The sequence below is a fragment of the Micromonospora sp. L31 genome (genome assembly GCF_052068075.1).
Classification (GTDB): Bacteria; Actinomycetota; Actinomycetes; order Mycobacteriales; family Micromonosporaceae; genus Micromonospora; species Micromonospora purpureochromogenes.
Genome location: NZ_JBQHDC010000006.1, coordinates 38,908 through 62,173, shown reverse-complemented (window position 1 = coordinate 62,173; position 23,266 = coordinate 38,908). Strand labels below are relative to the sequence as shown.

Annotated in this window: 18 protein-coding genes; 6 read left to right on the top strand and 12 right to left on the bottom strand. The window is 73.7% G+C overall.

Features of this window, described 5'->3' with window-relative positions:
- Positions 1 to 64 precede the first annotated feature (64 nt).
- Positions 65 to 274: a hypothetical protein gene (locus tag ACTMS9_RS17755; protein WP_088963283.1), complete on the top strand. Its 210-nt coding sequence runs from the start codon at positions 65 to 67 to the stop codon at positions 272 to 274.
- 76 nt (positions 275 to 350) lie between these two features.
- Positions 351 to 854, top strand: a complete 504-nt coding sequence (locus ACTMS9_RS17750; RefSeq protein ID WP_441144134.1) for a DUF1990 family protein — start codon at positions 351 to 353, stop codon at positions 852 to 854.
- 53 nt (positions 855 to 907) lie between these two features.
- On the opposite strand, the gene ACTMS9_RS17745 is transcribed toward ACTMS9_RS17750, so the two are convergent.
- Positions 908 to 1,828: a DNA-3-methyladenine glycosylase family protein gene (locus ACTMS9_RS17745; protein WP_441165504.1), complete on the bottom strand. Its 921-nt coding sequence runs from the start codon at positions 1,826 to 1,828 to the stop codon at positions 908 to 910.
- 500 nt (positions 1,829 to 2,328) lie between these two features.
- On the opposite strand from ACTMS9_RS17745, the gene ACTMS9_RS17740 reads away from it, so the two are divergent.
- The 3 genes from ACTMS9_RS17740 (at position 2,329) to ACTMS9_RS17730 (ending at position 8,878) form a co-directional block, all read left to right on the top strand.
- Positions 2,329 to 4,248 carry a stealth family protein gene (locus tag ACTMS9_RS17740; RefSeq protein ID WP_441144130.1) on the top strand — a complete coding sequence of 640 codons (1,920 nt, stop codon included), beginning with the start codon at positions 2,329 to 2,331 and terminating at the stop codon, positions 4,246 to 4,248.
- 72 nt (positions 4,249 to 4,320) lie between these two features.
- Entirely contained in the window at positions 4,321 to 7,050 is a 2,730-nt protein-coding gene (locus ACTMS9_RS17735) for a bifunctional glycosyltransferase/CDP-glycerol:glycerophosphate glycerophosphotransferase (RefSeq protein ID WP_441165503.1), read from the top strand.
- Positions 7,051 to 7,111: 61 nt separating this feature from the next.
- On the top strand, positions 7,112 to 8,878 hold the full coding sequence (locus ACTMS9_RS17730) for a stealth family protein (RefSeq protein ID WP_441165502.1): 1,767 nt from the start codon (positions 7,112 to 7,114) through the stop codon (positions 8,876 to 8,878).
- Between the two features lie 219 nt (positions 8,879 to 9,097).
- Here ACTMS9_RS17730 and ACTMS9_RS17725 read toward each other — a convergent pair whose 3' ends face one another.
- The 9 genes from ACTMS9_RS17725 to ACTMS9_RS17685 all read right to left on the bottom strand — a co-directional run bounded on the left by ACTMS9_RS17725 (position 9,098) and on the right by ACTMS9_RS17685 (position 19,961).
- Positions 9,098 to 10,063, bottom strand: coding sequence for an endonuclease/exonuclease/phosphatase family protein (locus ACTMS9_RS17725; protein WP_441165501.1), 966 nt, complete (start codon positions 10,061 to 10,063; stop codon positions 9,098 to 9,100).
- A gap of 255 nt (positions 10,064 to 10,318) precedes the next feature.
- Entirely contained in the window at positions 10,319 to 10,978 is a 660-nt protein-coding gene (locus ACTMS9_RS17720; RefSeq protein WP_441144124.1) for a COG4315 family predicted lipoprotein, read from the bottom strand.
- 201 nt (positions 10,979 to 11,179) lie between these two features.
- Positions 11,180 to 11,959, bottom strand: coding sequence for an anti-sigma factor family protein (locus tag ACTMS9_RS17715; RefSeq protein WP_441144122.1), 780 nt, complete (start codon positions 11,957 to 11,959; stop codon positions 11,180 to 11,182).
- Complete coding sequence (locus ACTMS9_RS17710) at positions 11,956 to 12,654, bottom strand: sigma-70 family RNA polymerase sigma factor (protein ID WP_088963279.1); 699 nt, start codon at positions 12,652 to 12,654, stop codon at positions 11,956 to 11,958. The genes ACTMS9_RS17715 and ACTMS9_RS17710 overlap by 4 nt, the downstream gene beginning before the upstream one ends.
- An 80-nt stretch (positions 12,655 to 12,734) precedes the next feature.
- A complete protein-coding gene (locus tag ACTMS9_RS17705; RefSeq protein WP_441144120.1) occupies positions 12,735 to 13,592 on the bottom strand; it encodes a spermidine synthase in 858 nt (285 codons plus the stop codon).
- A complete protein-coding gene (locus tag ACTMS9_RS17700; RefSeq protein ID WP_441144118.1) occupies positions 13,592 to 14,560 on the bottom strand; it encodes a hypothetical protein in 969 nt (322 codons plus the stop codon). The genes ACTMS9_RS17705 and ACTMS9_RS17700 overlap by 1 nt, the downstream gene beginning before the upstream one ends.
- Before the next feature lie 16 nt (positions 14,561 to 14,576).
- Positions 14,577 to 17,051 (bottom strand): AAA family ATPase, encoded by a 2,475-nt coding sequence (locus tag ACTMS9_RS17695; protein WP_441165500.1) that lies wholly within the window; start codon positions 17,049 to 17,051, stop codon positions 14,577 to 14,579.
- Positions 17,051 to 18,199, bottom strand: coding sequence for an exonuclease SbcCD subunit D (locus ACTMS9_RS17690; protein ID WP_441165499.1), 1,149 nt, complete (start codon positions 18,197 to 18,199; stop codon positions 17,051 to 17,053). Before ACTMS9_RS17690 ends, ACTMS9_RS17695 begins: the two co-directional genes overlap by 1 nt.
- Positions 18,200 to 18,212: 13 nt before the next feature.
- Positions 18,213 to 19,961, bottom strand: coding sequence for an ATP-binding protein (locus tag ACTMS9_RS17685; RefSeq protein WP_441144113.1), 1,749 nt, complete (start codon positions 19,959 to 19,961; stop codon positions 18,213 to 18,215).
- 227 nt (positions 19,962 to 20,188) lie between these two features.
- Between ACTMS9_RS17685 and ACTMS9_RS17680 the strand changes: the two genes are divergently transcribed.
- A complete protein-coding gene (locus tag ACTMS9_RS17680) occupies positions 20,189 to 21,820 on the top strand; it encodes an esterase/lipase family protein (protein WP_441165498.1) in 1,632 nt (543 codons plus the stop codon).
- Here the strand turns inward: ACTMS9_RS17680 and ACTMS9_RS17675 are convergent.
- Positions 21,750 to 22,235 (bottom strand): DUF7144 family membrane protein, encoded by a 486-nt coding sequence (locus ACTMS9_RS17675; RefSeq protein ID WP_441144109.1) that lies wholly within the window; start codon positions 22,233 to 22,235, stop codon positions 21,750 to 21,752. The two genes, ACTMS9_RS17680 and ACTMS9_RS17675, sit on opposite strands and share 71 nt — an antisense overlap.
- 174 nt (positions 22,236 to 22,409) lie before the next feature.
- Positions 22,410 to 23,195, bottom strand: coding sequence for a pyrimidine reductase family protein (locus ACTMS9_RS17670; RefSeq protein ID WP_441165497.1), 786 nt, complete (start codon positions 23,193 to 23,195; stop codon positions 22,410 to 22,412).
- Between the last annotated feature and the right edge of the window lie 71 nt (positions 23,196 to 23,266).

Sequence of the window (23,266 nt, the reverse complement as noted above, 5' to 3'; positions counted from 1 at the left end):
CGTCCGTCCCGCCCGTCCTTCCCGTACGAATCACGTTTGCGCAGGTCAGAGCTACCGTCGCCGGGTGGAGTGGGTGTGCTGCTGCTGCGGGCGGTGGCGGGTCAGCGTGGAGCTGATCCGGGGCCGGCAGCGCTATCGGCTGGTCCGCCGCTACCCGGCCGAGTTCGGCGGCGGCAAGGACGTGCTCGGCGAGGTCGGTACCGTGACCGAGCTGGAGGAGCTGCTGCGCCGGCGTACCCCGCTCGACCTGGCCGACCTCCGCGAAGCCGCCTGACCCCCGCCCCCGCACCGAGGCGGGCCGCTCGCGCCGCCCCCGGCGGGCGTCCACCGGCGGGACCTAGGCTGGACGGGTGTCCGAGCTGACGTACCAGGAGGTCGGGGCGACCCGGGACGGGCGGCTGCCGGCCGGCTGGCACCACGTGCGCCACCGGTACCGGCTGCCCGAGGGGTGCTACGCCATCGCCGCCGAGGCGGTGCTGACCTGGCGGCTGCACCGGACGGCCGGCTTCCGGATGCGCACCGACGCGCCGCGCGCCACCCCGGGCGTCCGGGTCACCACGGGCCTGGGGGTGGGGCCGCTGCGGGTCTGGGGCCCGTGCGAGGTCATCTGGGTCTCCGACGACGAGCGCAGCGCGGGATTCGGCTACGGCACCCTGCCCGGGCACCCGGCGCGCGGCGAGGAGGCCTTCCTGGTCACCCGCGACGACGCCGGCGCGGTCTGGTTCGAGGTGACCGCGTTCAGCCGGCCGGACCGCTGGTTCATGCGCGCCGCCGGGCCCGCCGGCCGCGTCGTCCAGCACGGGTACGCGCACTGGCTCGCCCGCACCCTGCGCCGCCTCTGCGCCCGGCGCTGACGCCGGCCGCCACGGCCGGGCGCCCGCCCGCCCGAGGCCGGAGACGGCCCGGATCAGAAGCGGGCGAAGGAGCGGATCGGCGCGCGCGGCCCGAACTTCGGCGCCTGGATCCCGGCGGCCTCCAGCAGCCCGCAGACCCGCCCCCGATGCCCCCGGAACGGCTCCAGCAGGGTCAGCATCCGGGCGTCGTCGCCGCGCGCCTCACCGGCCAGCGCCCAGGCGACCGTGTTCGGCACGTGGTAGTCGCCGACGCTGACCGCGTCCGGGTCGCCGTACGCGATCCGGACCACCTCGGCGGCGGTCCACGGGCCGATGCCCGCGATCGCGGTCAACCGCCGGGTCGCCTCGGTGCTGTCCGCGCAGCGTTCCAGTCGGTCGGCGACGGCGGCGGCCCGGCGCAGCGTGTCGGCCCGGCGCTGCTCCACCCCGAACGGGTGGAAGACCCAGTACGGCGCGGCGGCCACCACCTCCGGCCCGGGCGGCAGCAGCAGCGGCTGCATCGGCCCCGGCGCCGGCTCGCCGAAGTGCCGGACCGTCGCCGCGTACGCCCGGTACGCCTCCTTACCGGTCACCTTCTGCTCGAAGATGGCCCGCAGCAGCCGGGGGAAGACCTGGCCGGTGGTCGGCATCCGCCGCCCCCGGTGCTGGGCGGCCAGGCGGGCCACCAGCGGGTGCGCGGCGGCCAGTTCGGCGAATCCGGTGAGGTCGTCGCGCAGCCCGGCGATCGCGTCGGCGCGCTCGACCACCCAGTCGGCCCCGGGGCCGTACCCCTCGGCCAGCAGGTCCCCGCCGCCGGAGCGCAGCGCGAGGGTGGCCGGCCCGGCCGGGGTGCGGGTGGCGTACCAGAAGGTGTCGGCCGCGATCCGCGCGCACGGGTCGTACGGGCTGAAGGTGAGCGACCGGACGGAGGCGGCCAGCCGGTAGTCGGCGGGCGGGCGCAGCGCCCGGCGCGCGGCGGGCTCGGTCCAGGTCACCAGCCCACTCTGCCACCTCTGTCGTCGGCAGTCGGAAGAGGTACGTGCCGACGGTCCGGCGGGAGAGCTCAGCGGACAATTTCCGCCTGCCCGTCCTGGTGCGGCTCCACCACCTGAACGGCCAGGATTTTTCCGGCAAGTGCTACAAATCCATATATCTCCAACATGCGAGCATGCCGTTCCGCCCCCTTCCGCCGATTCGTTGGTTTCTCGCCGGTGAACTCGCTGCTAACGTGCCATCTGCGCTGGCCGGAGACCCGCCTCGGGAGACGGCCGCCGGTACGGATCGCGAGGGTCACACCTGACCGGGAGACGGCTCACCGCCCATCCCTGTCCGACCGTCCGGCAGCGCAACGGGGGCTCTGCAGAGAGGCATGCGGTGATGACTGCTCGTGCGGTTGTTCGGCCGGGGCAGGTCGGGTGCGGCGTTTCGTCCCGCCACCAGCAGCACTGACGATGGTCACCGACGAGGTGGCCGTCCGACCGGAACGGCCAGCAGCATGATCGCCCTGCGCGTCTACCGCCTCCTCCCGCCCGCCGCTCGGCGCCGGCTGCTCGGCCTGCTTCCCGCGCACCGGCGGCTCCGCCTCGTGCGCACCTTCACCCGCCCGCGCGGCGGTGACACGGTGCACCCGGTCGGCGCTCGGGTGACCGTCGCCGACGGCGGCGTCCGCACCAAAGCAGAGGTGGTCGCCAGGGCGACACCGCTGGAGATGTGGCACCGCAACCTGGTGGCCGTCACGTCCACGCTGGAGTCGGCCGGGATCGAATACCACTGCCTGCGCAACGACGACTACCTGCGTAGCTCCGTGGCCATCCTGGTCGGCCAGCGGGACGCGGTGCGTCGCCTGGTCCGGTCCGCACCGGAGTTGTCGGGCGCGCACGTGCGCACTGTCGAGGTGCAGCCCGGGCGGAACCAGCCGGACCTCGCCCCGGCCGAGGTGATCCAGGTGTGGTTCCCGGTGACCGACGCCCGGGCGGGCGTGGTCCTGGGGGCCCAGTTCGCCTGCGAGATCGAGTTCTGGACCCGGGTGGGTGACGTCGTCCGGGCACCCCGGCACAACGCGGTGATCGACGAGGCGCCGGCCCGGGCCGAGCCGGTACGCGTGGCCGCGGCTCTGCTCAGCCACTTCGTTCCTGAGGCGGACGACAACACCTACGGCACCCGCCGCGATCTCACCGTCCGCGCCCCGGACCGGGTGGGCTTCCCGATCGACGCCGTCTACACCTGGGTGGACGGCTCGGATCCGGAATGGCTCAAGCGCAAGATGGCCGCGCTCCGTGCTCCCGACGCGCCGCGGCACGCGGTGGCGGCAAACTCGTCGCGCTACCACAACCGGGACGAACTGCGGTATTCCATGCGGTCGCTGCACGGCTTCGCGCCCTGGCTGCGACGGATCTTCCTGGTCACCGACAGCCAGCTGCCGAGCTGGCTCGACCCGACCCACCCGATGATCACCGTCGTCACGCACGCCGAACTCTTCGCCGATCTCGGCGGCCGGTCGTCGTTCAACTCGCACGCCATCGAGTCCCGGCTGCACCGCATCGAGGGCCTGGCGGAACACTTCCTCTACGTCAACGACGACGTCTTCCTCGGCCGGCCGCTGCTGCCGACCCACTTCTTCCATGCCAACGGGATCGCGAAGTTCTTCCTCTCCCCGGCGCAGTTCGGGCTGGGCGAGGCGAGGGCCACTGACCCGCCGGTGAACGCGGCCGGCAAGAACAACCGCCGGCACATCCAGCGGCTCTTCGGCGTGACCATCACGCAGAAGATGAAGCACACTCCGTTCGCCCTGCGGCGCAGCATCATGCACCAGATCGAGCAGATGTTGCACGCGGACGTGACCGAGACGGCACGGCACCAGTTCCGCCACCACGGCGACCTGTCGATTCCGTCCTCGCTGCACCAGTACTGGGCGTACCTGACCGGGCAGGCGGTGCCGGGCGACATCGAGTACGAGTACGCGGACCTCGGTCATCCCTCGACGCCCGCCCGCCTCTCCGAGCTGCTGACCCGTCGGCACCGCGACGTGTTCTGCCTCAACGACACCGACTCGGATCCCGAGGCCTTCGCCGAGCAGGAGCGGATGCTGGCCGACTTCCTGTCCCGCTACCTGCCGTTCCCCGCCCCGTTCGAGCTGCCCGACGACGTGGTCGCCGAGCGGCGGAAGCTGGGCGCCAGCGCGCTGTGGCGGCAGTCGCGCGGCGCGGATCGGTACGGCCGGCAGGTGGATGCCCCGACCACGCCCGCCCTCGGCCGGCAGGTGGCCGCACATACCGCGCCCCCGCTGCGGGTCGGTCCGCGACTGGACGCGCCCACGCTGCCCTCGATGCGCATCGCCGCCACCCGCGAGGCGCAGGAGGACATCGTGTCGCCCGGCTGGTGGGGGACGTACCCCGCCGAGCGGCCCGATGCCTGAACCTGATTCCCGTCGCACCTTACGCTTCGACCAGCTCGTCAACATCTCTGCGAACCCCCAGTGGAGCCCAGTGTGGTAGGCCCTGCCCCCCAGGTCACGATCATCGTCCCGGTCTACAACGTCGAGGACTACCTGCCCGAGACGCTCGAATCGATCGCGGCGCAGACCGTGTTCGCGCAGTGCAACGTCATCCTGGTTGACGACGGCAGCACCGACGGTTCGGTGATCCTGGCGAAGCAGTTCGCTGCGGAGCACCCGAACGTGACCGCGATCCAGCAGGAGAACAGCGGACCGGGCGCGGCCCGGAACCTGGCGCTGGACATGGCTGACACGCCGTACGTCGCGTTCGTCGACTCCGACGACATCCTGCCGCCGCGTGCCATCGAGGTGCTGCTCAACGCGATCGTGGCGAACAAGGCGAGCATGGCCGTCGGCGACATGGACACGTTCCCCAAGCCCACCCCCTTCCTCTGGAAGAAGCCCTTCGGCAAGGGCGACCGCCTGCTGGAGACGGTGGTCGACGCGCCCGACCTGATCTTCGACGCCGGCCCGTGCCACAAGCTCTACGACCTTGCCCAGCTCCGGGCGCACGGCCTGCGGTTCCGCGAGGGGGTCCACTTCGAGGACGCCTTCCTGGCCATCCCCATGCTGCTCAAGGCGGAGCGCATCGCACTGGTCGACGAGGTGGTCTACAAGTACCGCAAGCGGGCGGTCAGCAGCTCCATCATGGACAATCTGTTCGTCCGGGAACAGAACTTCTGGGACCATCTGGAACTCTGCGAGACCCTCGCGGAGCTTCGTTCCGAGCTGGACGTGTTCCGCCGCGAGGTGCTCGAACGCTTTCTCGTTCGCAGCTACCAGGGCTTCGCCATGCGCGCGCACGACCTCTTCGAGGACGCCGACCTGTGGAAGATCTTCGACCGGTGCAGTCGGATCTACCACGACATCGACCCGTCCTTCATCGCGCGTTGGACGCTGGACACCCGGCACCGGGTGGCGTACCTGGCCTTCAAGTCGTACGACTTCGAGCTGTTCGCCCGGCCCTGGGAGCGGTTGCGAGGTGTCGTCGCATGCGGCGGTGACCTGCACCTCGACTACCCGGTCACACCGGCGTTGCTGCCGCTGACCAAGGTGACCGCCGTGGGGGCGCGGCTGGAGCAGGTGCTTCTCTCGCCCTCCGGGGACACGCTCAAGGTGTCCGGGCACATGGTGATCAACGGGCTGCCGATGCGGGCCCCGATGGCCACGCCGCTCGGGCTGCGGGTGCGGGGCAGCAACCTGACCGCGCCGGTCACCGTCGAGAGACGGGCCGACCTCAAGGCGGGCGACGACAACCGGGAGTGGAGCGGCTTCTCGGCCGAGCTCCCGGTGGACAAGCTCCGCAGGGGGCAGCACCACCTCCGGCTCGTGTTCCTGACCGAGACCGGCCAGGCCTCCCGGCAGTGCCTGATCTCCGCCGCCTTCCTGCGTGACGCCACGACGAAGGTGGCTGGCGACACCCGGATCCTGCCCACCTTCACCGGGCGGGAGAACGCGGCGCTGCTGGTGCAGCGGGGAGGCGGGACCGCGGGGCGGCGGCGGTGGCGGCGACTCATGGCGCGCAAGGACCTGCGGCACATCGCCTCGCGGGCCCCCTTCTGGAAGCAGCGCCTGCTCCGCCTGCTCACGGCTCCGCTGATGAGCCGGCGCGACGTATGGCTGATCGGCGAGCGCAGGGACACGGCGCAGGACAACTCCGCGCACCTGTTCCGGCACCTCCGCCAGGTGGAGCGCAGGCGGAACGTCTACTACCTGCTGGCGAAGGAGAGCGCTGACCGTCAGCGGCTGCGAGGGCTGGGCAACGTCGTCACCCACGGCTCCTTCCGGCACAAGTTCCTGATGCTGCACGCCACCAAGCTGATCAACTCGTATGACATCGACGCCTACATGTTGCCGGAGCGTTGGGAGCGGTCGCCGTTCCTGAAGCACCTGAACTGGCGGATCGCCTCGTCCCGGGTCTTCCTCCAGCACGGCGTGACCGAGAAGGACGTGAGCGCCGGTCTGCACCGGGGCCGGGGTTCGTTCGACCTCTTCGTGGCCTCGGCGCACCGGGAGGCCGAGTACGTGGCGAAGGAGCTCGACTACGGGGACATGGTGAAGACCACCGGCATGCCCCGGTTCGACGCGCTGGTACCGGACCGGGGCAGGCGGAGGATCCTGTTCATGCCCACCTGGCGCACGTACCTGGTGACCCCGTCGTACAACAGCTCCGCCCGACCTCGGGTCGCCTTCGACGGATCGGCCTACCAGGTCTTCATCGCCGAGCTGTTCGGCAGCGAGCGGCTGCGGCAGGCGCTGCGCCGGCACGGCTACGTGCTGGAGTTCCTTCCGCACTACGAGATGCGCTCGCTGCTGACCGATGTCGTCCCGGCAGACGACTGCTTCGCCATGGCGGACCAGACGACCCGCACGGTGCAGGACGCGCTGCGCCAGTGTGACCTGTTCATCACGGACTACTCGTCCACCGCCTTCGACGTCGCCTACCTCGGCACCCCGCTGATCTATGCGCAGTTCGACGAGGAGGAGTTCTTCACCGTCGGCGGTTACAAGAAGGGCTACTTCGAGGCCCGGGAGGACGGGTTCGGCCCGGTCTGCGAGACCGCGGAGGAGACCGTGAACGCGATCATCAGGTACCTGGAGAACGGGTGCGTCCGCGAGGAGGAGTACTCGCGCCGGGCGGCCGATTTCTTCGCCGTCCAGGACCGCAACAACTGCCAACGGGTCGCCGACGCCATCGCCGCGCTGCCCGGGCCCCAGCAGTGATCCGGCGACACGTCCCCGTACGGCGGTCGGCGGCCGGGGCGGGCGGACCAGGAGGACACCCGTGACCGAGCCCGGGCCGAGGCCGTCCGAGACCCCGCCGGCGCTCGCGGAGCCGTCGGGGCTCGTCGACGTGTACCGCCGGGTGCTGAGCCCGCAGACACGCCGCGCCATCGCGACCAAGGTGAGTCCGCGGACCCGGCACCAGTTGAAGCAGTGGGTCGCCCGAGCGTCGGGCAAGGGCGTGGCCCCCGGACGCCGGGGCGAACGGATCGCGAGGCGGCAGCCGCAGTTGCTGGCCGAAGGCGACCGGGCGGTCGTCACCGCCGACCGCGCACCCCGCATCGCCCAGGTCGACGCCGCCCTCACCCCGCTGCGCGCCCGGGAGGGGAACCTCACCGCCGTCACGGCGGCACTTCACGAGGCCGGCGTGGACCACTTCCGAGTGCGCGGCAGGGCGGACGTCGCATCGGTGGTCGGCGTCGACGACGCGGACCGGGAACGGGTGTACGCCGCACTCGCCGCCGCCTGCGCCCGGGTTCCCGGCTATGTCACCGTGCCGCGTACCCACGCGGAGCGACCTCCGGCGGCCGGCTTCGAGCCGCGCACCTGGGAACGCCTGGCAGACGCTCCGGTCGTCCGGCTCACCTGGTACCGCACCGACCCCCGGCACCGGCTCGTGCTCGGCCAGGCGTACGGGTGCGAGGTCGAGTTCTGGACCAGGCAGGGCGACGAGCTCATCGCTCCCCGCCCGAACCCGGTGGCCGAGCGGGTCCAGGTGTCGGCGCCGCCGGTGCTGACCTCGGAGTCGCTCTTCACCGGCCTGGTGTCGCCGACCGTCACGACGACGGCGCGAACCCGGCACGAGTTCGCCGGACGGCAGCCCGAAGACGTCGCCTTTCCGGTCGACGTCGTCTACACCTGGGTGGACGGTGCGGACCCGGAGTGGCTGCGCCGCCGCGCCGAGATCGCCGGCGTCCCGTACCACGCCGAGGCGGCGAGCGCGGCGCGCTTCCTCAGCCGCGACGAACTGCGTTACTCGCTGCGGTCGCTGCACCAGTTCGCGCCCTGGGTACGCCAGGTCTACCTGGTGACCGACGACCAGGTGCCGGAGTGGTTGGACCGGTCGGCGCCGGGGATCCGGGTGGTCAGCCACCGGGAGATCTTCGCCGACCCGTCCGTGCTACCGACCTACAACTCGCACGCCATCGAGAGCCAGCTGCACCACATCGACGGGCTCTCCGAGCACTTCCTCTACCTGAACGACGACGTCTTCTTCGGCACCGAGGTGCTGCCCCGGGACTTCTTCCTGGCCAACGGCATCTCCCGGTTCTTCCCGTCGCCGGCTCTGGTGCCGCCGGGTGCCCCGACCGCGGAGGACATCCCCTCCTCGGCGGCCGGGAAGAACAACCGTGCCCTGATCGCCGAGCGCTTCGGCACGGTGCTCACCCGGAAGATGAAGCACATGCCCCACGCGCTGCGACGCAGCGTGCTGTACGAGATCGAGGAAACCTTCGCGGCCTCGCACCGGGTCACCGCCGGCAGCCGTTTCCGCAGCATGTCGGACATCTCGATCGCCTCGTCACTGCACCACTACTATGCGTTCCACACGGGCCGGGCGGTGCCGGGGGACCTGCGCTACACCATCGCTGAGTTGTCCCACCCCGACACGCCGGCACGCCTGGCGCACCTGCTCGCCCGCCGGGACCGGCACGTCTTCTGTCTGAACGACGCGTTCTCCACCGAGGAAGACCTGGCGGCCCAGCTTTCGGTCCTCACGCCCTTCCTGGACACCTACTTCCCGGTGCCCAGCCCGTGGGAGAAGGGCTGACCCTGCGTACGCGCAGCGGCGCCGGCCCGCCTCCGGGCGGGCGCCGTTGCGGGCTCTGCGGATCGTGGCGCGCACCCGCAGCAGTCGTTCCAGGTGGAACGGTGATCCCTCACTCCGAGGAGTCCAGGCCTACCTCCGGGAGCGCCTCGACTCGATCCTGCAGCAATCGTCTGGGGCCGTCGAGGTCATGCCGGTCCGGTCCGGATCGGCTTGCGGAGGTCAGGCGCCGGTCGGGTTGGGGTAGAGGTGGTAGCGCGCCGCCAGCAACCGGTGGTCGGAGAGCGGCGCCTGGATCGCATCGCAGCCGAGCGGCTTGAGGCCGGGTCCGGAGAACAGGTAGTCGATCTTGACCTTGCCGAACGTCGCCTGCATCCTGCCCAGGTCGCAGTCGACGCTCTGGTCGTACAGCGGTTGCAGGACGAGCTGGCGCCTGCCGGTCACCGTCGCGGCCGGGGTGGTGTTGAAGTCGCCGCCCACGATGGTCAGATATCCCTGTGCGCGGCCGCGGCGCGCCTCGGCGGCGAGCCGCGCGGCCTGCGCGGCCCGAATCCCACCGTCGGGATCCTGCTCCGGCGTTGACAGGTGGGTGCCACAGACCTGGAGCCGGGGCACGCGCAACCGGACGCACACCGCGAACCGCTGCTCCATCCACCTGCTGTTCCTGGGTTTGGGTGACGGGAGCTGAACCAGCCACGACGCCTGGACGGGCGATGCCGCACGGGCGCCCCGCTCGACCGCCGCCCGCACCGCCACCGCCTGGCCGTACCGGTCTCCGTTGGCCCCGCAGGTGGTCGGTCGGCTGACCCTCGTGCCGCGCTTGACTGCGGCCGTCGTGGCCTGGCGGAAGTGCACCGTCCAGTCAGTGCCGAGGCTGCTCCCCAGCGCGGGCAGCAGGTCGGCGCACATCTCCTGCAGCAGCACCACGTCGGCCGAGCGATTCCGTGCCGCCTGACCAATGGCGGCGGCGAGCTGCCGGTGCCGGCTGGCGGCGGGACAGCGCTGTTTGGCGTTGGCGCACGCGTTCCAGGTGAGCACCGTCAACGGAACCAGCGCGGGCGGTGCGGGAGCCGGCGAGGTGGACTGGGTGGGTGCCGCGATCGCGGGGCGGTCGTCGTCCACGGGCCACCGCGCGGCTGCCGTCGCGCCGATGGCGCCGATGAGGGAGCAGGCCAGCGCGAGCACCACCGGCAGGGGTGTTCGGCTCCGCTTCGGCGCCATGCCGCCCCTCTTCCCCGGATATCGGCGGTGCCGTGCTGTCGACCGTGGACAACCATGTCGCAGCCGCCGCTGGGCTGCCAGATTAGCGGTCGGCGGGCCCGGTGGCGGAGGCAGGGGCCATGCCGGACGAGAGGTGCTACCGGTACGACGGCGTACATGACGATGGCCGGCCGCGCCCTCCCCGGCTGCGACCGGCCACCGTGTCCGAGTGGCGGCGGGAGATCAGTACGAGTAGCCGGAGCCGCCCGCGTCCGCGCCGCCCGAGTCGCCGGCCGCCGGCGGAGCGACCGCCTTCGGGGTGCCGGTCGGCAGGCAGGTCAGGTTCTTCTTGCCGTTCGGGTCCACCACGAACCAGGTGCCGCCGACGCCCTGGCCCTTCCACTGGCCCGGCTTCTTGTCACCGATGTAGCGGTAGACCGGCCAGCCGCCGATGGTGATCTGCCGGGTGCCGTCCTGGCGGGTGACGGTGCCGACCTTGTCGTCGGAGACGCCCTGCAGCTGCGGGTTGCCGTCGGTCAGCGCGGGCGGCCACACCTGGGCGCACTTGTCCACGCAGTTCGACGACGGCGGATCGTCGGAGTCCTTGTCGAAGCGGTAGAGGATCCAGCCGTCCTGGTCGGTGACCACGTTGCCCATCCGGGCGACCTTCTTGCCGACCAGCTCGTCGGTCAGGCGCACGTCGGCGGGGGGCGGCGCCTGCTCGGCGGCGGGCGCCTCGGCGGAGGCGGAGGCCTCCGGTTCGACCGCCGCGGTGGGCTCGGCCGCGGCGACGGCGACCGGCTCGGCAGCGCTGGAGTTCGCCCCGTCGTAACCCGCGGGAGCGCAGGCCGTAAGTGCGACCATCGCGCTCGCGACGATGACGGTTCGCTTCATCTGTGCCACGTGCCCTCCTCATTCTTGGCAGTTCACCGAGTAGTACGGAGGGTCCACTGTCAAGGTTGAACGATTGACAGTGGGCAATTTCACTCAAGCCCGTTGAACCGTTCCGGGTCCCCGTACGTGTGCAGGCACGTCGGCGTCGCCGCGGCCAAAGCCGAAACGGCGCCGGCCCATGCGGGCCGGCGCCGATCGGGAGTTCGCCGGTCAGGGAACGACGGTCACCAGCGGGCTGGCCACCCCGTTCGCGTCGACCGACTGCACCTGGACCTTGGCGATGTCGCTGGGCGACGCCGAGGTGGACGCCTCCAGCTGGAGGTCCTGCGGGTTCAGGTTGGTGCCGTAGCCGGTGCCCGGCACCGACCAGGTGGAGACCACCTCGGTGGTGGAGTTCTTGCGGAGCACCACCAGCCGGCAGGTGCGCGGACCGGGCAGCCGGGTCAGGTTGAACCCGATCCAGGTGCCGTACTCCTTGCGGGCCAGCCACATGGTGGCCTTCACCCCGGTGCTCGGGTCGGTGGCGTCGTGCTGCTCGCCCTCGATCTCGTTGCCGCCGACGGCCGGCCCGGAGCGGGTCGGCTGCGGGCTCGCCGGCCCGTCCACCGTCGCGGTCACCGTCGGCTCGGCGATCACCTGGTCGCCGCCGCCGTTGCCGTCGAGGACGGCCACCCCCAGGCCGCTCAGCGCGCCGACCGCCACCACCGCGGCGGCGGTGGCGAAGACCCGCCGCAACTGGGCGCGACGCCGGTGGGTGCGGACCGCGACCAACGTACGGTCCAGCAGGGCCGGGTCGGTGGCGGTGTGCTCCATCGCCATCATCGTCTCGCCGTCGATGTCGGAGAGCAGCCCCACCACCGGGACCATCGTCTCCAGCTCCGCGGCGCAGGCCCAGCACGTGGCGAGGTGCTCCTCGAACCGTTCGGTGTCCTGCTCGTCCAGCACGCCGAGCGCGTACGCGGCAACGTCCATGTGGTCTGCCCGGCTCATTCCGTCACCCCCCTCTCCTGCAGAGCCGTGCGCAGCGCGCGCAGCGCGTAGTAGACCCGCGACTTGGCGGTGCCGAGCGGAAGGCCCAGCTCCTCGGCCGCCTCCGGCACAGTGCGACCCCGGAAGTACGTGGCCACCAGGATCTCCCGGTGCGACTGGCTCAGCGTACGCAGCGCGTCGGCCACGGTCATGGTGCGCAGCACCCGGTCGGTGCTGTCCGCCTCGGCGAACGCGGTCAGGTCCCGGTCGTACGTCTCCGCCGGCCGGGCCTGCTCACTGCGGTGCTCGTCGATGGCGATCCTCCGGGCCACGGTCACCAACCAGGGCCGAAGCGAACCCTGGCCCTGCACGCCGAGGCGGTGCGCGTTGCGCCAGGCCCGCAGCAGGGTCTCCTGCACGATGTCCTCGGCGCGCTGCCGGTCACCGCCGGTCAGCCGCATCACGAACATCAGCAGCGGCCCGGCGTGCTCGGCGTAGAGCAGCCGGACGAGCTGGTCGGAATGGCTGGCCTCGGGGGACGCCGCCTGGTGGCGTCCGGGCGCCGGTCGCGGCGTCACCGGGCCATTCTGGCGATCGGTGGGGCCCGCGTCGACCCCCCGGCCCGACCTCGAGGCACGGGACTGGGGCTGGGCCCGGGCGAACATCCACCCTGGCCTGGCCATCTCGCCGTGCAAGCCGGCCGCGACCGCGTGCATGCAGACCTCCTGGTGTCCAACGACATCAGCCGGCCCACGGGGAGGGCCGCCCCGTGATACGTGCGGGTCGGCCCGGCGGATCAACGACGTACCGAAAAAATTCCCGGCGGCGGCGGGGTGGAGTCGGTCGCGTCGGCGTCGCACACCACCGGCGCGCCCCCGGCGAACCGGTCGAGTTCCGCGCCGGCTACCACCCGCCCGGGGAACCAGTCCCCGGCGGCGCGCCGGGTCAGCTCCGGCACCGGCGGCTCGACCCGGCCCGCGACCAGCACCAGGTTGCCGTAGCGGCGCCCGCGCAGCACCGCCGCGTCGCCGACCAGGCAGGCCCGGGGCAGCACCGTGCGGACCGTGGCCACCTGGGCCCGGGCGTGCCGCAGCGGCGGACCGTCGGCGAGATTGGCCAGGTACCAGCCGGACGGGGCCAGCACCCGGGCCACCTCGGCGGCGTACTCGACCGAGGTGAGGTGCGCCGGGGTACGCGCGCCGGCGAAGACGTCGGCCACCACCACGTCGTACGCGGCGTCCCGGGTGGACGCGAGGGTCGCGCGGGCGTCGGCGACCCGCACCTTCAGCCGGGGGTCGGCGGGCCAGGGCAGCGCCCGCCGCACCAGCTCGACGAGCGCGGCGTCCACCTCGGACACCCGTTGGGTGGAGCCGGGGCGGGTGGCCTGCACGTAGCGGGGCAGGGTCAGCGCGCCGCCGCCCAGGTGCAGCACCCGCAGCGGCGCGCCGGCCGGGGCGAGCAGGTCGAGCGCCGCGCCGATCCGGCGGACGTACTCGAACTCCAGGTGGGTCGGGTCGGCCAGGTCCACGTGCGACTGCGGGGCGCCGTCGAGCAGCAGGGTCCACGAGCGGGGCCGGTCCGGGTCCGGCACCAGCTCGACCTCGCCGGTGTCGACCGGCGCCACGACCCGGTCGTCGCCACGGCGGCGCCCCATCAGCGGCCCGCCACGCCGGCCCGGGTGGCCATGGTCAGCGCCCGGTGCAGCAGTCGGGCGTCGCCGAGCAGCCCGCGCAGCCGCCGCTCCAGCCCGGCGATCGGCACCAGGTTCTGCGGGGCGCGCGGATCCTTGTACGGCGAGGAGGCGAACCGGGGCAGCGTCACCAGCGACAGGTCGGCCAGCGCGATCGCCTCCTCCGGTGGCAGCTCCGCCGAGCACTCCATCCGAACGATGCCGGCCCAGGGCGCGCCGAGCGCCACCGGCAGCCGCAGGTACCAGGACCAGCCGCCCCAGGCGGTGCCGAGCCGGAACACCGGGGACCGCTCGCCCGGCGCGAGCCCGGTGACCACCGCGGTGAGCCGGGCGTCGAGGTACTGGCTGTGCTGCGTCTTGATGTAGCCCAGGGTGCGCGGCAGCTGCCGCCGGCTGCGCAGCGGCCCGTCCACCACCAGCAGGTCGCCGTCCACCCGCGCGGCGTCGGAGACCGCCACCTCCAGCGCGGTCAGTGGCGCCTGCACCGCCGCGGGGAGCTTGCTCAGCTCGCCCGTGCCGCCCACCCGGTGCACCGGGTAGCGGACCCGCCCGCAGACCACCTCCTGCGCCGACGGGCTGGCGGTGAACAGCCCGCGCCCGACCTGCGCGCCGGCCAGCTCCGCCGCGCCCCGCTCCAGGTCGCAGCGGACCACCCCGGCCGCGTACGAGGCGGCGATGCCGGGGAACGAGGCGCCGTCGTCCTCGGCCGTCCAGACGCTGGCGTCGATCCGGCGTACCCCGTCGACGAGCAGCACCACGTCCGGCGCGCGCAGGCCCGGGCGGGGGCCGATCGCCCGCCAGTCCACGGCCGGCAGCTCGACGTCCGCCTCGACCTGGGCGCTGCTCTGCGCCGCCGGCCCACCCACCGAGGCCTCGAAGGAGGCCCCGTACGACGGGTCCCAGGCGTCGACGAAGAGCCGCGGCCCGGTCACGCCACGCACCTCGCGCTCACAGGCCGGTCCGTTCGACGCGGGCCGTGCGGGCGTCCTTGCGGACCTCGTAGCGCACCGGGATCCGCTCGGCCAGCGCCGGCACGTGGGTCACCACGCCGACCATCCGGTCGCCCCGGGCGGCCAGGCTCTCCAGGGTGGCGGCCACCGTGTCCAGGGTCGCCGCGTCGAGGGTGCCGAAGCCCTCGTCCAGCACGATCGACTCCAGGCTGGCCGCGGTGGTGGACATCCCGGCGAGCTGCTCGGACAGCGCCAGCGCCAGGGCCAGCGACGCCTGGAACGTCTCCCCGCCGGAGAGGGTGCGCACGCCCCGGCGCAGCCCCGCGTCGTGGTGGTCGACCACGGCGAACTCGCCCTTGTCGTGGACCAGGTCGTACTGGCCGTTGGAGAGGTCGCGCAGGATCCGGGAGGCGCCGTCGACCAGCAGGTCGAGCGCCTCGGCGAGCAGCCACCGCTCGAAGTTGTTGGCCCGCAGGTGACCGGCGAGCGCCCGCGCGACACGGGCCTGCCGCTCGTGCTCGTCCCGCTGCCGGCGCAGCTCACCGGCCTGCTCGCGGCGTTCCTCGATCCGGCGCCGGTCCGCCTCGGCCCGCTCGGCGGCGACCGCGACCGCGTGGACCGGGTCGTCGGCGGGCGGCAGCCCGGCGGCCGACAGCAAAGCGGCCAGCCGTTCCTCCACCGCCTCGGCCGCCGCCTGTGCCTCGGTCACCGCCTCGGCCAGCCCGACCCGTTCCGCCCGCCGCCGCTGCGCCTGCCCGGCCGCCCAGTCGACCAGGGTGGCCCAGGCGGCGGCGACGTCGTCCCGGTCGGTGGCCGGTGGCCCGAAGGGGGCCAGCCCGTCCCGCGCGGCGTCGAAGCCGCGCCAGGCGGCGCGCAGCCGCTCCTGCGCCGCGTCCAGCGCGCCACGGGCCCGCCGGGCGGCGTCCCGGCCGGCGCGTACCGCCCCCGCCGCCTCGTCGAGGGCCCGGCGCAGCCGGGCGTGCTCGTCCAGCGCCGCGCGCAGTGCCGTCGGCGTCGCCGCGTCGGCGAGCTGGACGTCCAGTTCGGACAGTCGGGCCGCGAGCTGGTCGTGCCGGGCGCGGGCGTGCACCAGCACCCGCTCCAGGTCGCGGGCCGCCGCGTCGCGCTCCTGCACCAGCGCCTGGGCCGCCTTGCTGGCCGCCCGCGCCGCCTTGCCGGCGGCGGTGGCCGCGGCCACCGCCGAGCCGGCCGGCACCGCCGGCACCCGGGCCACGGTCTGCTCGCACACCGGGCAGGTGCCGCCGTCGGCCAGGTGCGCCCGCAGGGCGACCGCCTGGTCGGTGGCCTTGGCCTCCTCGTGGGCGCGGAACGCCGCCTCCAGCTCGGCCTCGGCCCGGGTCGACGCGTCCCGCGCCGCGGTCAGGGCCGCCACCGCCGCGTCGTGCTCCCGCTGCGCCTCGGCGACCGCCGCGCGGACCGTCTCGGCCTCGCCGGTCAGCCGTTCCCGATCGGTGTACGCCCGCAGCAGCAGCCGCAGCGTGCTCTCGTCGCCGGCCCCGGCCAGCTCGCCGCGCAGCTTCTCCTCGCGCTCCTCGGCCAGCGTCACCGCGGCCGCCGCCTCGTCGGCCGCCGCCCGGGCGGTGGTCACGGCCCGGGCCACCTCGGCCACCCCGTCCGGCGCCCGCACCCCGCTCAGCCCGGCCAGATCCGCGTCGAGGTCGGCCAGCGCCGCCGTCGCCGCCCGGGCCGCCGCCCGCGCGCTCTCCCGCTCGGGTACGGCCGATCCGACCGCCTGAGACAGCTCACGCATCCGGTCGACCTGCGCGGTCGCGGCGGCCAGCGCCGCGTCGTCGACGTCGGTCAGCCCGGCGAGCACCTTGTCCACCGCGGCCAATCCCGCCTCGGCCTGGCCGGCCCGTTCGGTGGCGCGTTTCTGCACCTCCTCGTAGACGCCGAGGCCGAGCAGGTTGACCAGGATCTGCTGCCGGGTGGCCGGCTTGGCGTGCAGGAAGTCGGCGAACTGCCCCTGCGGCAGCAGCACGCAGGAGGTGAACTGCTCGTACGGCAGCCCGACCGCCGCCAGCACCGCCAGCTCCATCTCGGCCGGCGTCCCGGCGACCACCTCGCCCAGGTCCTCCGGGCTCAGCCCGGTGTCCAGCTTGGTGACGTCGAAGCCGGCCGGCATGAGCTGCAACCCGGCGTTGGCCGTCTTGACGTTGCCCCGGCCGTCCCGGCGGACCACCCGGGTGGCCACGTAGCGGGAACCGGCGGATTCGAAGACCAGCCGGACCCGCGCCTCGGTGGCCGACGGGGCGAGCGCGTTCGCCAGGCCCCGCGTGCCGCCCCAGCGGGGCACCGTGCCGTAGAGGGCGAAGCAGATCGCGTCCAGCACCGTCGACTTGCCCGAGCCGGTCGGGCCGACCAGCGCGAAGAAGTCGGCGTCGGTGAAGTCGACCGTGGTCTCGTCCCGGAAGACGGTGAAGCCCGCCATGTCCAGCCGCATCGGACGCATCAGCGGTCGACCTCCTCGAAGAGCTCGTCGAAGAGCTCCCGCACGCCGTCGTCGTCGTGGCCCCGGCTGTCCAGGTAGTCGGCGAACAGCTCCCGGGGGGAGCGGCCGGCCCGCTGGGCGACCCGGGTGCCGCTGCCCGGGGCCGGGACCAGCTCCGGGTCGATCCGGATCTCCAGCGCCCGGGGGAGCAGCTCCTGCACCTCCTCGCGCAGGCCGGCCCGCGGCTGCTCGCGGACGAACACCCGCAGCCAGCCCTCGGGCGGGGTCAGCTCGGCCAGTTGGGCGAGGGTGCCCCGCACCGTGCGCAGCGGCACCGCCGCCGGCACCGGCACCTCGCGGACCTTGGCGGCGGTCTGCGCGGTGACCTCCACCAGTGTCACCGAGGGGACGTTCTCCTGCTCGCCGAAGTCGACCGCCAGCGGGCTGCCGCTGTAGCGGATCGGGCAGGGCCCGATCACCCGCTGCGAGCGGTGCAGGTGGCCCAGCGCCACGTAGTGGGCGTTGCCGGGGAAGACCGTCGCCGGCACGGCGTAGCCGAGCACGGTGTGCGCGTCCCGCTCGCCGCCGCCGGTGGTCGCGCCGACCACGGTGACGTGGGCGGTGACCAGGTGCACCCGGTCCGGCTCGGTGAAGCCCTCGGTGAGTCGGGCGAGGACCCGGCCCAGGTGGTCGGCGTACGTCTGGGTGGCCTCGGCGGCGGTCAGCTCGTACATCTCCACCGCGCGGACGGCGTACCGCTGGGAGAGGAAGGGCAGCGCGGCGAGCTGCCAGCGCTCGCCGTCACGGGTGGTGCCCTCGATCACGTGCTCGGCCGGGTTCTCCCGGACGCCGCCGCGCAGCGTGATGCCGGCCGCCTCGGCCCACGGGCGCAGCGCGTCCAGGGCCTGCCCGTTGTCGTGGTTGCCGCCGATCGCCACCACGTCGGCGCCGGTGCGCCGCAGCGCGGTCAGCGCCCGGGTGACCAGTCGGGTCGCCTCGGGGCTGGGGGCGGCGGTGTCGTAGAGGTCGCCGGCGACGATCACCAGGTCGGGGCGCTCGTCGCGGGCGATCTCGATGACCCCGGCCAGCACCTGCTTGTGCTCGTCGGCGCGGGACTGCCCCTTGAGCACCTTGCCGACGTGCCAGTCCGAGGTGTGCAGGATCTTCATGGGTGCGCGCTCCCTAGAACGGGATGTCGTCGTCGCCGGCGCCCGAGCCGACCACCGCGAACGGGTCGGCCGACTGGGTGATCGAGCGCAGCGTCTGCGAGGGGGGCCGGCCCGCCTCGGAGACCCGGGTCGCCCAGGCCGGGAAGGGGAACTCCAGGCAGAGCGGGACCGGGATGTCGGGCTGGTTGACGAACATGGTGCCCGGCTTGGCCAGCAGCGCCCGCTGGCGCTGGGCCGGCGGGAGGAAGCCGTACTCGGGGCGGGACGCCTCGGCGGGGTCGAGCCGGCCGACCACCCGGATCGCCGAGTTGGTGACGATCCGCCGTTCCACCTCGCTCGCCGTCTGCTGCGCGCCGATCAGGATCACCCCGAGCGAGCGGCCCCGCTCGGCGATGTCGAGCAGCACCTCCTTGATCGGGGAGGAGCCCTCGCGCGGGGCGTACTTGTTGAGCTCGTCGAGGACGACGAAGAGCAGCGGCTTGGCGGTGCCGGACTTCTCCTTGCGCTCGAACTCGCTCTTGAGCGTCACACCGACCACGAAGCGCTGCGCGCGGTCCGGCAGGTTGTGCAGGTCGACCACGGTGACCTGGGCGCTCTCGGCGGTGTTGATGCTGTGCGGGCGGCGGGTGGCCAGGTCGCCCCGGATCAGCCGGCCCAGGTCCTTCTTGCTGCCGATCAACCGGCGGGCGAAGGCGTTGACCGTGCCGAGGCCGACCGCGCTGCCCGCCCAGTCGCCCCGGGTCTCGTCGTCGTTGAGCTGCTCGACGATGTGGTCGACCAGGTCGCCGTACGAGCCCAGCCGGACCCCGTCGACGCTCACCCCGCCGTCGGCGGGCTGGGCGTACCGGGCCAGGTGGGCGGCGACCGAGTGGACCACCATCGTGTACTGCTGGCGCTCGTCGTCGGCGTCGGCGAAGACGTACGGCAGGAGCCGGTCGGCGCAGAACTCGCTCAGCGTCCAGTAGAAGCTGTCCACGCCAGTGAGCCGGCTGCTCACGTCCGGCGTGCCGGAGGCGTCGCCGACCCGGGGCGGGGCGTAGACCCGCACGTCGGGGAAGGCCCCGGCGTCCAGCCCGAGCTTCGCGTACGCGGCCCGGGTCGGGTCGTCGAGCCGGGCGTTGGGGTGGTCGAGGAAGAGCAGGTCCTCGCCCTTGACGTTGAAGATCAGCGCCTTGGCGTTGACCGCGTCGCCGCCGAGCACCCCGGAGCGGAAGACCGAGTAGAGCAGGAAGGTGGCGAAGCTGGTCTTGGTGGCCACGCCGGAGATGCCGGAGATGGAGACGTGCGCGCCCCGGCTGCCGTCGAGGAAGTCGGCGTTGAGGTAGACCGGCACGCCGTCGCGGCCCATGCCCATCGGGATGCGCCGCTCCATCCGGTCGAAGTGCAGCGCCCGCGCCCGGGCGTCGCCCTCGGCCCGGTAGACCGCCGCGCCCGGCGCGGGCGGCACGTAGAACTCCGGGTCGACCCGGGTCGTGGTGATTTCAGCGGCCTCCTGCACCTGGGCGGGGAGGGTGCCGTCGGCGATGGCGAACACGTCCGAGTCGAACTGGGCGCCCTCGTGCCGGGCCCGGACCTGGGTGACCACCCCGGCGATGGTGACCGGCTCCCGGTCGGGCAGCTCACGGCGGGTGACGACCACGTCGTCGAGCTGGAGGTAGCTGTCGGGGGAGACGGCGGTCCAGAACTGCAGCGGGGTGGCGTCGGCGGTGCCGAGCACCCGGCCGACCGGCTGGCCCGGGCCGTCGAGCAGGTCGTCGGTCATCGGGGGACTCCGGTCAGCTGCTCGTCTGGGTCAGGGCGCACGCCCTGCATCCTGCCCGAGGAGTACGACACGTTGCCACGCGACGCGGCGGACGCCACGCGTCGTCGTCGCGGGCCGTCGCGCTGCGGGACGGCGCGACCACGGTGCGTCCCTCTCGTCCGTGCGATTCCGCCACCGAGGGGCGGGATACGCGAGAGCATCGGAGGGCCGCGAGAGCGAGGAGTGCCGTGGGGACGACACGAGGCCGACTGGTGGGGCTGCTCGGTCTCGCCGCGCTGCCCCCGGTGCTGGAGGAGGCGCTGCTGGTCGGCGTCGGCCTGCACGCCGCCCGGGGCCTGGCCCCGCAGGTCACCGCCGTGTGGCCGTACGACTCGTACCACGACCTGCGCTGGCTGCTGGTCTACCACAACTCCTGGGAGATGTTCCTGGTCGGCCTGCTGCTGCTGACCGTGCTCCGGGGCGTGCTCTCCGCCGGGCTGACCGCGCTGGCCTGGCCCGCCGGGGTGCCCCGGCCCTCCTGGCGCTGGCTGATCCGGCGCAACCTGGAGGTCGCGGTGCTCGCCGCGGTGGTCATCTCGCCGTGGGCCGCGCTCTCCGTCGCCTTCTCGGCGGTGGCGTTGTCGTGGTACCTGTTCGCCTCGCTCGGCCCGATGCTGGTGCTCGCCCCCTTCCTGGTCCGGGCCGGAGTGGTGAGCCGGTGGTGGAAGGGGCTGCCGACCATCGAGCTGTTCGGCTGGGCGTCGCTGAACTTCGTGGTGCTGACCCTGGCCGGCGCGGCGATCTCCACCGCCCCCGGCTGGTGGGCGGTCGTGATGGCCGGCCTGGCCGGCGCGGTGAACGGGCTGCTCTGGCAGCGGACCGTGGCCGCCGCGGCGGCGCCGGTCCGGCGCTGGGGGCGGGTGCCGGTCGGCCCGATCGCGATCGCGCTCACCCTGGCCGGCTCCATCTGGGCCCAGGCGTTCATCGGGTTCGCGGCCGGTGGGGGGCAGGGGCAGTGGCGGCCACCGGTGCTCACCCAGCGGTTGCCCGACCGGGTGCCGCACGCGGTGATCGTCCTGGGCGGGCACAACTCGAGCTGGGACGGGACTCCTGCCGCCGACCCGCGGGTCGAGCGCTTCTCCTACCGTGGCCTGGACGCGCAGGGCCGGCCCCTGCCGTACCCGCCCGAGGCGACCCACCGGTCACTGGACTCCAGCAGCGCCCTGCTCGCCGACCAGGTCGAGTCGGTGCACCGGCGCACCGGACGCCCGGTGGCCCTGGTGGGGCAGAGCGAGGGTTCCATGGTGGCCCGCACCTACCTGGAACGGCTTCCGCGCGGCCCGGTGACCACGGTGGTGATGTTCAGTCCGCTGGTGCAGGCCGGCCGGACCTACTACCCGCCGCCCGGGCACGCCGGCTGGGGAGTGGCGGCCGGTTGGGAGCTGCGCGTCATGTTCTGGCTGGCGAACCTGCCCCTGGCGGTGAAGGACCACCCCGACAGTTCGTTCGTGCGGTCGGTGCTGAGCAACGCGCCGTTCTACCGCAACCGCACCCTCTGCCCGGTACCCGGCGTCCGGATGATCGCCTTCCTGCCGACGATCAGCGCCGCGGAGGCGCCGCCCGGGGAGTACAGCCACGTCCCGGTCTACCAGCAGCCCGCGCTGCACGGCGGCCTGGTGGGCGAGCGGGCGGTGGCGGACCGGGTGGTCGCCTTCCTGGCGGGCGAGCCGGTGGAGATGCCCCGGCGGGAGTACGGCCTGCTCCAACGGCTGGGCGCGGCCTGGCAGGCCCCGCCGCTGGCCCTCATGCTCAATCCGATCTGGTCGGCGACCAGGGAGGGGGATCCGGCGATGACGGGCCGGGTCTGCGAGGCCCGCTGAGCCCATCCGTGACCCGGCCCGTGCGACGGTGTCGCAGCAGCAGTCGCAGGACCGCGGCGTCGAGCCCCACCACCAGCAGCGCGGGGACCGGCGCGTACGGGAACAGCAGCAGGTCGACGGCGGCGCTCACGGTGGCGCAGCCGAGGGCGACCGCCGTCGTGCCCCGGCGTCCGGTGGCCGCGGCCAGGCCGGCGAGCGTGACCGCCGCGCCGATCGCGACGTGCAGCCAGGCCCAGCCGGTGATGTCGACGAGGTACATGCCCCGGGCGGTCTGCACGACGAACGGGTCGTCGGTCGTGTTGGCCCACGAGGACAGCAGGTCCACCAGGCCGCTGGTGGTCAGCAGGGCGCCGGCCAGCAGCGGTGGTCCGGATCGCTGCGCCCGGGCGGTGTCGACCGGCTGCGGAAAGCCCATCTGCCCAGGTTAGGGCCGGCACGTGAGTTCGCCGCCGCGAACGGCAGGGACCCGCGCCCGTCGTCGTGGCCGGGGCGGACTGTCCGCGTACCCCCGTTGGTGGCGGCCGGGGGACGGCCCGGCGCGGCCGGGGCGCGCCCGATGGCCGGCGGACCCGGCAGTTCAGGGCGGCCGCTAGGCGGGCGGGGCGGCTCCGGCGGGCGGCGGCGCGGCGGCGTCCCGGGCGTGGCGCAGCATCAGCACGCCGTCGTCGGCGGCGAGCACGTGCCGCAGCGGCAGCTCCCGGGGCGCGCCCGGGTCGCCGGCGGTGATCCGGCCGGGACCCGCCCCGGCGAGCAGCGGGGCGACGGTCAGGCAGAGCTCGTCGACCAGGTCGGCGGCGGTGAGCGCGCCGAACAGGTGCGGGCCGCCCTCGCAGAGCAGCTGGCCCAGCCCCCGCCGGCGCAGCTCGGCCAGGCCGGCGGCGACGTCCACCCGCTCGTCGCCGCAGCGGACCAGCTCGGCGACGTCGGTCAGCCCCGGGGGCGGCGCGGCGCCGGCGTGGGTCAGCACGACGGGTCGCACCGGCGCGTCGGCGAACGCGGCCTGCGCCGGGTCGAGGTCCAGCGACCCGGAGACGACCACCAGGGTGGGGTACTCGGGCAGCCCCCGCTCGCGCCGCCAGGCCCGGCGCGGCTCGCTCAGCCGCACCGCGCGGTAGCCCTCGTGCCGCAGCGTGCCGGCGGCCACCAGCAACCCGTCGCAGAGCATCCGGAGCAGCCCGAAGACCCGCTTGTCGGGCCCGCCCGACAGCCCGGCGGAGTAGCCGTCCAGGGTGACCGCGCCGTCGAGGCTGGCCACGAAGTTGACCCGCAGGTGCGGGCGGTCGGCGCGACCGTAGAGCGCGGTCAGCTCGGCGTCGTTCAGGGGCGGGGTGGCCGGCGTCGGCCAGATCCGGCGGATCGGGATTCCGACGGTCATTCGCCGGCCGGACCGGTGACCGGAGGGATGGGTCCGGGGGTACGGTGCTGGCAGTCGCACCACTTCCGGCC